Below are 12,395 nucleotides of genomic sequence, written 5' to 3'. Positions count from 1 at the left end.
GCGTCAAGTCTTTCGGGAGCCAACGCTTCCGAAGGGCGACGGTGGCAATAGAGGCCGTCTCACCGGGGAGAGCGCGTCATAAGCCGTAAAGCCATTGCGCAGGGAATGTCGGATGCTCTCCGCTGCCCTGTATGCTCGTGTGCAGCATTCTTATGCACAATCGCACACGAGACCGCGGGTGCAGCGCGCACCCGGCATTCCCTGCGCCCTCTCTTTAGAGAGGTGCGAAAATTACCTGCAAACCTCGGGCGATCAGCGCCGCGAGATCGCGAAGCCGTGGTCTGCCTGGCTGTTTGAAATTGAATCAGAAAATTGGGCCCGTTCCGATTTAATCCTAGAACCGAGCCACGATATCCGACAACTCGTGGGGCGGATTGAGCCGAAGGCGTAATCCGCCATTTTGGCTCGATCGCTGCGGGTCATCATTGTTCTCGCATTCTCCGCTCGCCGACAGCGCAAGCGCGACGATAGAGCACAGGCCACGTTTGCGATGTACCCCGGGCGGCGGATTGCGCCTTCGGCTCCAATCCGCCCCACGGACCTGAAATCACGAAAACACTTCGTGAATTGATTGTGGCCTAGGGGCCGTTGCCGGCAACTTCGTTGATCGCAGCCATCACCTCGCCCGTCGCTGTCTGGTGAATCATGTGCCCGGTTTGAGGGACGCGGTGAAACGCGCTCTGCGAAACGTCGGAATGCAACCGGGCCGATTGCTTGTCGATGTCGATCAGCCGGTCGTCTTCGCCGGCGATGATGACGACAGGCATCTTAAGCTCCGCATACTTGTCCTCGAAATGGAAGGCATCGGGAATCATGAGCGCCGACTCGGCGGCCGAAGCGCGGATCTGCGAAGGACGAAGCGCCATCTCCTTCGGGAACTGCTCGAACTTGGCAGGCGCCGACTTGGGTCCGAAGATCTTCGCCATCATGAGCGGCCACATCAGTCTGCTGATCATGGGCGACAGCGTGTGGCCCATGATATCGCCCACAACGGGCACAGCCGGGGCGGACAGGGCCACGACGTCGGGACGCAGGGTAGGATAGTAGTAGCCCGAGGCGAGAACCAAGCCGCGCACCATGTCGGGAAACTTGAGAGCCAGGGCGACCGCCACCGATGCGCCCCAGGAGTGCCCGAGTACGATCGCCTGTGAAACGCCGAGCCGCTTAAGCGCGCGCTGGATCAATTGAGCCTGGGCATCGGGCGTCCACACGACATTGCGCGGTCGGCTGCTGTGGCCGAAACCGGGACGGTCGATAATAATGACCCTGTAGCTCTTGGCGGCCAGGTCCACCAATCCGCTGGATTCGAAGTCCTGAATCATGCTGCCGTTGCCATGCAGAAGCACCAGCGGCTCGCCGGAACCTCGTTCCACGTAGTGCAGGCGGACACCGTCCACATCGAGGAACTGGCCGGCCGGCGGATTGTCGTGCTCTGCCTTCTTCGCAAGATGACGGTTCAGGAGCGCGGTCGCCGCCAGCGCTCCTGCCGCAACAACTGCGGCCACCGCATAGGAATGTCCCGCTGCAGCGTTCCGGTTCCGCCTGACGGATGTCGGAAGCCGGCTTAGTCGATTCATTGGGGTCATGCTCACACCAGGGGTGCCTGCACGAAACGTCGGCCACCCGACAAATGTTGCAGTGCGCGTTAAACCACCCTCAGCACGGATCGTTCCTCAACCATTTGAGAAGTCGCGGCTTCAGGCGCATATGAGCCCGCCAGGCGCCCGGTCAGTGGCTTTTATCGGTGATGAGATCGCCAGTTGCGCTCCCGCCTTCCTCAGGAATGGGGCAGCGACGCCTATTGTCCGGATTCGGCCCGCGTACCTCAAAGGCGGCGTAACGATCAGAACCGCGTCACGATATCCGACAGCGCCGGGCGAGGGCGGTCCTCGGCGGGCTTTGACGGCGTGCCGATATGGATGAAGCCGGCGAGCTTTTCGTCCGGCTTCACGCCGAGGCCTTCGAGCACGTCGCGGTCGAACGCGAACCAGCCGGTAAGCCAGTTGGCGCCGTAGCCGAGCGCGGTTGCCGCGGTGACGATGTTCATGGCGCTGGCGCCGGCGGACAATTCCTGCTCCCACGCCGGCACCTTGGGGTGCGGTTTCACAAAGCTCACCACGGCGATGACCAGTGGTGCGTCCATCATCCGGCGTTTCTCCATCTCGATATCGGTCGCCGGCGCGCCGGGATTTTTGCGCGCAAACACTGCTGCGATGACGTCGCCGGCACGGGCGCGCGCATCGCCTTCGAACACGATGAAGCGCCACGGCGTCAGCTTGCCATGATCCGGCACGCGCGAACCGATAGTCAGGATGGTGTCGAGTTCGTCGGCCGAGGGGCCGGGGCCGCTCATCTCGCGCGGTTTGATGGAGCGGCGGAGTTTCAGCAGTTCAAGGGCATCGGGCACGAGAGTCTCTTTCGTCGGACAGGATTGGGCAATTGCCTACCACGCAGATAGGGAGGCAAGGAGGCCACCGAAAGCCAGTTTAGATCGATTGTGACGACGCTTAAGGCTTGCGGGGCGGCATCTTCGCCGCCCGCTCCAGCAGATCCTTCCCGAGGTCTTCCAGAATTTCCCGCGTCGCCAGAAACAGGCTGTGGCCCTGTTCGGTTTCGATCGCCAGCGCCACCACCGTCGGCCGGTTGGGATCCGGGATCAGCTGGTAAGCCCGGATCGGAAAAGCGGGAAGCTCCTGCTCGTCAGCCATCAGGTCTCGAGCCTGGCCCGCTTGACGTCAGGCGGGGTGGCTTCCTCGACCAGGGCCGCCAGCGCCTCGTCGGTCGGCATCACCTTCTGGCCTTCGCTGCCGAGCCGGCGGACCGAGACCGAATGGGACTCGGCTTCCTTCTTGCCGACGACGAGAAGGGCCGGGATTTTCGCCAGCGAGTGTTCGCGGACCTTGTAGTTGATCTTCTCGTTGCGCAGGTCGATCTCGACGCGCAGGCCCGCGCGCCGCGCCGCGGCGGCGACCACCTTGGCGTACTCGTCGCCTTCGGAAGTAATCGTGGTGACGACGGCCTGCACCGGTGCCAGCCAGAGCGGGAAGTTGCCGGCGAAATGCTCGATCAGGATGCCGATGAAGCGCTCCATCGAGCCGCAGATCGCGCGATGCACCATGACCGGCACCTTCTTGGAGCCGTCGGCATCGATGTAGAACGCGCCGAACCGCTCCGGCAGATTGAAGTCGACCTGCGTGGTGCCGCATTGCCAGTCGCGGCCGATGGCGTCGCGCAGCACATATTCGAACTTCGGTCCGTAGAACGCGCCTTCACCGGGATTGATCGCGGTCTTGATGCGGTTGCTGCCGCTGGCCTGAATTTCCGACAGCACGGTGGCCATCACGCGCTCGGCGTGATCCCACATCTCGTCGGTGCCGACGCGCTTCTCCGGCTTGGTCGAGAGTTTTATCGTCAGCTCACCCTCGAAGCCAAAATCCGCATAGGTCGACAGGATCAGGTCGTTGATCTTGAGGCATTCGTCGGCGAGCTGCGCCTCGGTGCAGAACACATGCGCGTCGTCCTGGGTGAAGCCGCGCACGCGCATCAGGCCGTGCATCGCGCCCGACGGCTCATAGCGGTGCACCACGCCGAATTCGGCGAGCCGCAGCGGCAGATCGCGATAGCTCTTCAGGCCATGCTTGAAGATCTGCACATGGCCGGGACAGTTCATCGGTTTGAGCGCAAACCAGCGCTTGTCCTCGGCCTCGTCGCCGGCGGATTGCGCCGCGAACATGTTCTCGCGGTACCAGTCCCAATGGCCTGAAGTCTCCCACAGCACCTTGTCGAGGATCTGCGGCGCGTTGACCTCGCTGTAATCGCCGGTCAGGCGGCGGCGCATATAGGCGATCAGCGCCTGGAACACCGTCCAGCCCTTCGGGTGCCAGAACACCACGCCGGGACCTTCCTCCTGGAAGTGAAACAGGTCGAGCTCGCGGCCGAGCTTGCGGTGATCGCGCTTCTCGGCCTCCTCGATCTGCTTCAGATAGAGGTCGAGGTCTTCCTGCTTCGCAAAGGCGGTGCCGTAGATGCGCGTCAGCATCGGGTTGTTGCTGTCGCCGCGCCAATAGGCGCCCGCGACCTTCATCAGCTTGAACGCGTTGCCGACCTTGCCGGTCGAGGTCATATGCGGCCCGCGGCAGAGATCGAACCAGTCGCCCTGGAAATAGATCTTGATCGGCTCGTCGCCGGGAATGGCGTCGACCAGTTCGACCTTGAAGGCTTCGCCCTTGTCGCGAAACACCTGTTTTGTCTTCTCGCGCGACCAGACTTCCTTGGTGAAGGGTTTGTCGCGCGCGACGATTTCGCGCATCTTCTTTTCGATCGCGGCGAAATCTTCCGGCGTGAACGGCTCGTTGCGGAAGAAGTCGTAATAGAACCCGTTCTCGATCACCGGACCGATGGTGACCTGCGTGCCCGGCCACAGCGACTGCACCGCTTCGGCGAGCACGTGGGCGGCGTCATGCCGGATCAGTTCCAGCGCGCGCGGGTCGTCGCGGTTGACGAACTCGATCCTGGCATCGCCCGAGATCGGATCGTTGAGGTCGGCGACCACGCCATCGAGCGCCATCGCCACCGTGCGCTTGGCCAGCGACGGCGAGATGCCCTTGGCGATCTCGAGCCCGGTAATGTCCTGGGGAAATTCGCGCCTGGCGCCATCGGGGAAGGTGAGGGTGATTTTTTGCACGGGTTCGGCCGGTTTCAAGTTCGCAAGGCCAAATTGGAATCCCGGTGCGGGTGCATTGCTGTCAGGCATTGGCGTCTCCTTGAGCTCACTCCTGCGAACGAGCGCAGGTAAGCGGGAACAGGCGGTATAGCAGGGGATTCGGCTCCTGCAATCGGGCAATATCAAGAAAATCGGCGGCCGATCCCTGCGATGATACGTATCCCGCTCCTGTGAGGTCTCTTGGTGGCGACCTGTCCGCCGCCAAAAACCACCGTGCAGGCGACCGGTGCGCGTGACGGCGTTGCGCCGCGCTGACGCGCGCGATGCAAGCGCGCACAACGCCAAAGTTCCACACAGCGTCATCGTGACAAGACCAGGTTCGCGTGCTTCCCTCGCCGTGGGGAATCCGAGGGGGCATCGTGAGGGTAGGCAATACCGCGGCGTATGCCGCTTTAGTGGCGCTTCAGTTCGCGGCCGTGGGTCTGGCGCCGGACAGCGCGATGGCGCGCGAGCAGCCAAGCGGCTGCAAGGTCGGTCCGCTGAAAAGCACCAGCGAACTGGATGACCGCGTCGCGGCCTGCACGATCCTGATCGATACCAGCCGGTCCGCGGCGAAGCTGACGCTGGCGCTGTCGTACCGCGCGCAGAGCCTCCTCAACCAGAAGAAATGCGACGCCGGGTTTGCCGACCTGATGCGCGCCAAGGACGTCTCGCCCTCCAAAAAGAGCTCCGCTTATTACGATCTGCATTTGTGGATCTCGTACTACTGGCAGCACTGCAAAGGCGATTTCGATCGCGGCATCGAGGTGCTGAACGAAGCCGCTGCGATCCTGCCCCGCGATCCCGCGGTCTATAACCAGCGGGCCAACATGTTCAGCGACAAGGGGGACTACGCTGCGGCGCTTGCCGACATCAACAAGTCGATCTCCCTGATCAACAACGACCCCTATCGCGCCTCGGCCTACAACAACCGCGCGCTGATCCTGAAGACGATGGGGGAGTATGAAAAGGCGGCCGCCGATTTCGGCGTTGCGATCAAGCTCGCGCCCAAGAACGCCAAATACTATGCCAACCGCGGCGACGCCTGGCGTCGCACCGGAAACCTCGAGCGTGCGTTGCAGGACCAGGACCGCGCCATCGAGCTTTACGCCGGCGGTCCCGGCATCGCCCTTGGCCTGACGCTGCGCGGCGAGACGCTGCGTTATATGGGCGAATACGACCGAGCGCTTTCCGACTTCAACCAGGCTGTCCGGATCGAACCGGACTTCGCGCCGGCGCTCACCGGCCGCGGACTGACGTTCGAACGCACCGGCGATCTCGAGCGCGCAAAATCCGAGTTCCGCAACGCGCTGTCGATCAGCGAGAATTCCGGCCGGGGCGACCTGTCGAAATCCGCGCGTGAAACGGCCGAGGCGCGTCTTGCGGCGCTTTCCTCGGGTGTGCCGCAGCCGACCATCCTTCCGGCCCCCGCCAGGGCGGCCTCGACGAATTCGGTGCCGACCCCGGCCGTTGCGATACCCGTCGTGGCACCCGCAGCGGCCAAGGCTACGGCGGCAAAACAGGGCCGCCGGGCCGCATTGATCATTGGCAATTCCGCCTACAAATCGGTTGCGGTGCTGGAGAATCCGCGCCGTGACGCCGAAAAAATCGCGGGCACATTGCGCGCGATCGGCTTCGACAGCGTCACGGTCGCGATCGACGTGACGCGCGAGAAAATGACCGAGGCGCTGCGCACGTTTGCGGCGGCCGCGGACAAGTCCGACTGGGCGATGGTCTATTATGCCGGCCACGGAATCGAGGTGAATGGCGTCAATTACCTGATACCGGTCGATGCCAAACTGGCATCCGGCCGCGACGCCCTGTTCGAGGCGATGCCGCTGGATCAGGTGATGGCGGCGATCGACGGCGCGAAGAAGCTCAAGCTCGTGATGCTCGATGCCTGCCGGGACAACCCGTTTGCGAATTCGGCAACATCGAGCCCGCCGCCGGTTGCCGCCGCGCGGGCGCCGGCTTCGAACGAAGGCGACACGCGCGGCGCGAAGACGCGCTCGGTCGGCCGCGGGCTTGGCGAGGTCAAGGTGCAGGGCGCATCGCTGGTCGTTTACGCCGCCAAGCATGGCGAGACCGCGCTGGACGGCGAGGGGGATTATTCGCCGTTTGCGGTCGCGGTCGTGCAGCGGATCGCGACGCCAGGCGTCGAGATCAACAAGCTGTTCCGTCTCGTCCGCGATGACGTGATGGAGGCGACCGCGGGGCGGCAGGAGCCTTACACGTATGGTTCGCTGCCCGGACGCGAGGACTTTTTCTTCGTGAACCGATAACGCTTTAATCCGCCATCCGCGTCAGCACGGCCTTGAATGTGACGCCGGGCAATTGCAGCGCGGTGCCTTCGAAGTCGACCATGCTGCCGTTGTCGGCCCCCTTCAGCGTCAGCGTGACCATGTCGGTCCCGAACAGCGGCTTGAAAGCCGGATCGGGGTTGTGGCGCTCGGTGGTGACCTTGGCCTGAATGCCGTCGCCCTTGTCGGTGTAATTGCCGATGAACGCGAAAGCCGAATTGCCGCCCCGAAGCTTGCCGCCGAAGGCGTAAATCACGCCGGTGCCGGTTCCATGAACCGTATGAAATTCAACCTTGTATAAGCCGTCCTGCAAAATCCATCCCCAAAAGTTGTATCATGTAATGTATGCACCCTATGGTGCGGCCCTGCGTCGGGCAATGCTGCGCGCCCTAAATCGTTGGGCCATCAACATCACAATTCGATCAGTGGAATTCAGCGGTACGATGGGAAGGAGCTGGAAGAAGTCTTCGATCGCTGAGGCGACCGATTACCGGTTCGCGGGCGACGGCGCGCTGGCGATCCGGGTCAGCTGTGGCGAAGCCGCCATCTTGACCAGCACATCCTTGACCGGATGCTCGGTCCAGGCCTGCGTAACGTAGCTGCGATGGGTGATACCGTCGCGCGTCTGCACGAACACGACGCTGCCGGGGCGCAGCGGCCCGTCCATGTTCTCGGTGACGGTGATGCCCTTGTCGCGCAGCATCGACATCAGTTCCTGATCGCGTCGCTTGGTGTAGCGGGTATAGGAGCTGACGAAGAAGCCGGAACGGTTGTTCGCGATCCAGCTGGCGAACTTGTCGAGTTCGCCATAGACGGCGTCGAGCAGGAACACGCCGCGGACGCGGTTGGTGGCGCCGCCGACGTCGAGGCTCCAGGCGGTCGGCAGGAAGCCGCCGCTATAGCCGACAATGACGATCGGCATGTTGGCGAACGCCTGCGCCGATTTCGGATCGCCGGTGAGGCGGGCGAGGTGGGTCGCCGACTCGTCCATGAAGCGTTTGAAGCCGCCGGGCTGCCAGAATTTGCCGGCGCTGGAATCGGCGGCGTTCACCGCCAGCTGCGGCGCCAGCAGCACGGCGTTCACACCTGAATCTGAAATCTGCTGGGGCACCAATTGGCGGTCGCGGACGTCGCGCTCCAGCGTCGCGCCGTTGCCGTGGAAGAACACCACGATCACGCCGGGCTTGCGGACGTCGAAGGTCTCGGGGACGTGCACCAGCACGCGGCTGTCATTGTAGGTCTCATCCTGCCAATAGACCCGGCCGCCATAGCTGCGATGGCCCTTGCGATCGCCCTTGGTGATGTTGAGGAACGGCGCCTCGGAGCGCGGATTGGTGCCGAAATAGGGGAAGGCGGAGGATTTCATGCTGACCAGCGTGGTCAGTTCTTCGCGCTCGCTCTGGCGCGGGAGCGTCAGCGTGGGATTGAGCGAGGCGACCCTGACCGGCTCGGTTCGCACCTTGCGTTGCGCCGGGGCCAACGCAACTTGCTGCTGTACCTGTTGTAGGCTTTCGCTGGCGGTCGGGAAACGGTCGGCGAATCGCGGCTGCGGGAAGCGGTCTTCAAAACTGTCGCCGGCGGTGGCGTGCGCGTTCGCGGCCAGCATGTCCGCGCTGGGCGCCTTGCCGCATTGAACCAGGACAAAGGACAGGGGTGCAAAAAGCGAAGCGACGGCGACCCAGCGCCAACGACGAGGATGGGTATGCCGGGGCTGGGCATGGCGCTGCGTCGCCGGGGAAATCACCCGGTTCGCGCGATGATCTATCTGGAATTTCGGATCCGCTCCGACCATCCACCCCGTGCCCCAAGGACCACCTGAGAACCACCCAAGATCCACCGTTAACCGGCGTACCTCGATCGTGTTTAGGCGACGTTAAGCTTCCGGAGAAAGCTCCCCACATCCGGAAGTCCCGAGGAGACCATCCAATCGTGTCCTGATTGTGAGCCCCCGCCATCTTGTTTTCGCAATGTCGGGGTGCACTGCAAAGGCCGAAGAGATCGTTGGGTATCTGGATACCCAAATCGCTGCCTGATTTAAATCGTTGTTAACGCTGCTTGAATTGGGCGGCGCCAGCCTGCACCATGAGGGTTCAGGCGTGCGGCGCTGAAGGTACGGTCGAAATGGCGGCATCAGAAACGGGCAGCGCGGCATGGTCCGGCCCGCGTCCCGGCGGCGGCTCGACCATTTCGGTCGCGGTAGCGATCTCCATCGTCGTTGCCGACATGGTCGGGGTTGGCGTCTTCACCAGCCTGGGCTTTCAGGTCAAGGACATCCCTTCCGGCTTCTCGATCCTGTTGCTGTGGACCGTCGGCGGTATCGTCGCGCTGTGCGGGGTGTTTGCCTATAGCGAGCTCGGGGCGATGTTTCCGCGCTCGAGCGGCGAGTACAACTTTCTCGGCCGCGCCTTTCACCCGGCCTTCGGTTTTGTGGCGGGCTGGGTGTCGGCGACCGTTGGATTTGCGGCGCCCGTCGCACTCGCCGCGATGGCGTTCGGCGAATACGGCAAATCGGTCTTTCCGGACGCGCCACCGCTGGCGCTCGCCATCGGCGTGGTCTGGCTGGTGTCGCTGGTGCAGCTCACGGGCGTCAGGCACTCCAGCACTTTCCAGTTGATCGCGACCATCCTCAAGGTGCTGCTGATTGTGGCCTTCCTGGTCGCCGGATTTCTGATGGCGACGCCGCAGCCGTTGTCGTTCGCGCCGTCGGCGTCCGACTTCTCGCACATCGTCAGCGCGCCGTTCGCGATCAGCCTGGTGTTCGTGATGTATTCGTTCTCGGGCTGGAATGCGGCGACCTACATCATCGGCGAGGTGCACGATCCGGAGCGCAACGTGCCGCGCGCGATGCTGGCGGGGACGCTGATCGTGCTGGTGCTTTATGTGGCGCTGAACGCGGTGTTCCTGCACTCGGCGCCGATCGACAAGCTGGCGGGTCAGCTCGACGTTGCCCGCGTCTCCGGCAGTTACATCTTCGGCGAGTTCGGCGGCCGCATCGTCGGCGCGATGATCTGCTTCGGGCTGATCTCCTCGATCAGCGCGATGATGTGGATCGGACCGCGCGTGATGATGACCATGGGCGAGGACATTCCGGTGCTGCGCCCGTTCGCGCGCCGGTCGAGCGGCGGCGCGCCGCCCTGGGCCATTCTGTTCCAGCTGACGGTGGCGAGCCTGATGCTGTTCACGCGCAGTTTTGAAGCGGTGCTCGAATTCATCCAGTTCGCATTGTTGTTCTGTTCGTTCTTCACCGTGCTCGGCGTCATCAAGCTGCGCATCACGCACCCCGACCTGCCGCGGCCCTACCGCGCCTGGGGATACCCGGTCACGCCGCTGGTTTTCCTGCTCGTGACTGGCTTCATGATGTACTATCTTTTGACCGAACAACCGCTGCGGGTGTTCCTTGGTGTTTTGATCATGCTTTCAGGACTTCTGATTTACGCCGTTTTCCGCAAGCGGGCCGATCAAGGCCCGGTGGCCGCGTCTGCGGGTAGCGAATGAAGATGCGTGCCTCGTTGAAAACTGCCTCGTTGAAAATTGCCGCGGTGACAATTGCCTCGTTGAGAATCGTAGCGCTGGTGGCCGCGATGCTGTTCGTGGTGATGCTGCCCGCGCGCGCCGCCGATCCGGCAACCGCCGACGATACCGCCAGGTTTCTCGCCGGCATGATGCCCTCGGCCGACTCACCGCTGATGCCGCTGACCAGGGAACCGGCCTGGCAGCGCCACGCCAAATTCTTCGACAATGCGTTCGCGCAGCTCGAGCAGCGGCAATTGTCGAAGATCCGCGCCTGGGCGGACAGCAATCTGGCGGCACCGCGGCCGACCATGTTCTACATGTTCTCGGGGCCGGACTTCCTCTATGCCAACGCGTTCTACTCGAAGGCGACGACCTATGTGCTGAGCGCGCTCGAGCCGCCGGGCTCGGTGCCGGATCTGACAAGATTGCCGCGCGGCGGCGTCAGCGCCGCGCTCCACAGCGTGGAGCGTTCGCTGAGTTCGATCCTGAGCTTCAGCTTCTTCATCACCAAACAGATGAAGACCGATCTGAGTGCCGGCCAGATCAACGGCACCTTGCCGGTCCTCTATGTGTTTCTGGCGCGCTCTGGCAAGACCATCCGCAGCGTCACGCCGGTGGCGCTGGACGACAAGGGCACGGCGTATTTCGGCAACGAGAACCCCGGGCCGAACGCGGTGCGCGGCACGCGCATCGTCTTCGCCGGCAGCGACGGCGCGGAAAAGACGCTGTATTATTTCTCGACCGACCTTTCCAATTCCGGCGTCAAGGTCACGGGCTTTCTGAAATTCTGTTCGACGCTGGCGCCCGGCAACAGCCTGATCAAGAGCGCGTCCTATTTGCTGCACTCCGGCAATTTCACCACGGTGCGCGATTACATCCTCGCCAACAGCGCCACCATCATCCAGGACGATTCCGGCGTTCCGCTTCACTACTACAGCCCGAAGAAATGGCGCTTCTTCCCGTTCGGCCGTTATGCCGGCCCGATCGACGAATTCCCGGGACGATATCAGCAATCCTATGCCGAGCTGTTCAGGCGCGCGCAGCCGATGGATTTCGGTATCGGCTACCGCTGGCGCACGCATGAATCGAACTTGCTGCTGTCGGTCAGGTTGCCCGACGACGGCTCTGGCAGCCAGGAGACGACGTCATCGGCCGAGCCGCCACCACCGCCGCCACCGCGTCCCAGGAAGCCGCGTCCGCCGGCGCCTATCGAACCGCAGCCGAGAGGCGGCTTCTTCTTCTGGCGCTAGCTCGTTCGGCTTAATTTCAATGCGTCGTGTTCACTCATCACGCAGCGCTACGGCGCGTTGACGCCCCGCCATCGGCCGTAGCGCCACGGCAGATACCATCGTGCACCCGGCGGTTTTGCGATCGGGACGTTGTCGATGCCGGACGTGCCCCAGGGCTGACAGCGTAATATCCGCGCCAGCGTCATCCATCCGCCACCCCAAAGACCGAAGCGTTCGATGGCCTCGTCGCCATAGACCGAGCAGGTCGGCAAATGCCGGCAGTTGTAGCCGACCAGCGGCGACAGCGTGTGCCGGTAAATCCAGATCAGCCCGCGCCCCGCGTTGCGGGGCAAGCGCCGGGCCGTCGTGGCACAATCCATGCAACGTGATTTGGTGCAATGTGATTTTGTGCACTGTGAGGAGGGCGTGAATGACTGTTTCATGGGGCCTGCCCGAATGATCTCCGTACTCTTGCGGGGTTCCAAGGTAAGGAACTGAACATTCGCGGATATTTACGCCACACTTGGGAATTATCCGATGGTTTATCGGCGATGCAGCAAAGGTACTATGGACGCTCGCAAAGCGCACGGTTACCTTTTTGATAGCGCCGATATGACGGAATCATGTGGCGTTGAAGTGGGGCCATTGCCG

At 63.0% G+C, this 12,395-nt stretch carries 10 protein-coding genes; 3 read left to right on the top strand and 7 right to left on the bottom strand.

What is annotated here, in order from left to right; translation table 11 throughout:
- Positions 1-578 precede the first annotated feature (578 nt).
- From JQ629_RS33955 to thrS, 4 genes are all read right to left on the bottom strand, one after another.
- Positions 579-1,586 (bottom strand): alpha/beta fold hydrolase, encoded by a 1,008-nt coding sequence (locus tag JQ629_RS33955; protein WP_502753617.1) that lies wholly within the window; start codon positions 1,584-1,586, stop codon positions 579-581.
- Positions 1,587-1,843: 257 nt separating this feature from the next.
- Positions 1,844-2,407 carry a nitroreductase family protein gene (locus tag JQ629_RS33950; RefSeq protein ID WP_212416312.1) on the bottom strand — a complete coding sequence of 188 codons (564 nt, stop codon included), beginning with the start codon at positions 2,405-2,407 and terminating at the stop codon, positions 1,844-1,846.
- Between the two features lie 100 nt (positions 2,408-2,507).
- Entirely contained in the window at positions 2,508-2,708 is a 201-nt protein-coding gene (locus JQ629_RS33945; protein WP_212416311.1) for a hypothetical protein, read from the bottom strand.
- A complete protein-coding gene (thrS, locus tag JQ629_RS33940) occupies positions 2,708-4,753 on the bottom strand; it encodes a threonine--tRNA ligase (RefSeq protein WP_212416310.1) in 2,046 nt (681 codons plus the stop codon). The genes JQ629_RS33945 and thrS overlap by 1 nt, the downstream gene beginning before the upstream one ends.
- Positions 4,754-5,082: 329 nt before the next feature.
- Here thrS and JQ629_RS33935 point away from each other — a divergent pair, with 329 nt between their 5' ends.
- Positions 5,083-6,984 (top strand): caspase family protein, encoded by a 1,902-nt coding sequence (locus tag JQ629_RS33935; protein WP_212416309.1) that lies wholly within the window; start codon positions 5,083-5,085, stop codon positions 6,982-6,984.
- A 4-nt stretch (positions 6,985-6,988) separates the two neighbouring features.
- Here JQ629_RS33935 and JQ629_RS33930 read toward each other — a convergent pair whose 3' ends face one another.
- Positions 6,989-7,315, bottom strand: a complete 327-nt coding sequence (locus JQ629_RS33930; RefSeq protein ID WP_212265359.1) for a GrlR family regulatory protein — start codon at positions 7,313-7,315, stop codon at positions 6,989-6,991.
- Positions 7,316-7,489: 174 nt separating this feature from the next.
- On the bottom strand, positions 7,490-8,794 hold the full coding sequence (locus JQ629_RS33925) for an alpha/beta hydrolase (RefSeq protein WP_212416308.1): 1,305 nt from the start codon (positions 8,792-8,794) through the stop codon (positions 7,490-7,492).
- A 329-nt stretch (positions 8,795-9,123) separates the two neighbouring features.
- Between JQ629_RS33925 and JQ629_RS33920 the strand changes: the two genes are divergently transcribed.
- Together JQ629_RS33920 and JQ629_RS33915 are read left to right on the top strand one after the other, a co-directional pair.
- Entirely contained in the window at positions 9,124-10,497 is a 1,374-nt protein-coding gene (locus tag JQ629_RS33920; protein ID WP_212416307.1) for an APC family permease, read from the top strand.
- Between the two features lie 86 nt (positions 10,498-10,583).
- Positions 10,584-11,765, top strand: a complete 1,182-nt coding sequence (locus tag JQ629_RS33915) for a hypothetical protein (RefSeq protein WP_249135461.1) — start codon at positions 10,584-10,586, stop codon at positions 11,763-11,765.
- Between the two features lie 47 nt (positions 11,766-11,812).
- On the opposite strand, the gene yidD is transcribed toward JQ629_RS33915, so the two are convergent.
- The gene (gene yidD, locus JQ629_RS33910) at positions 11,813-12,124 is read right to left on the bottom strand and encodes a membrane protein insertion efficiency factor YidD (RefSeq protein ID WP_212416305.1); all 312 of its coding nucleotides are present in this window, start codon (positions 12,122-12,124) and stop codon (positions 11,813-11,815) included.
- Positions 12,125-12,395 lie beyond the last annotated feature (271 nt).

The sequence above is a fragment of the Bradyrhizobium sp. AUGA SZCCT0222 genome (genome assembly GCF_018130205.1).
GTDB lineage: Bacteria > Pseudomonadota > Alphaproteobacteria > Rhizobiales > Xanthobacteraceae > Bradyrhizobium.
The sequence above is the reverse complement of the archived record's forward strand: the minus strand, read 5'-3'. Positions and strand labels throughout refer to the sequence as shown.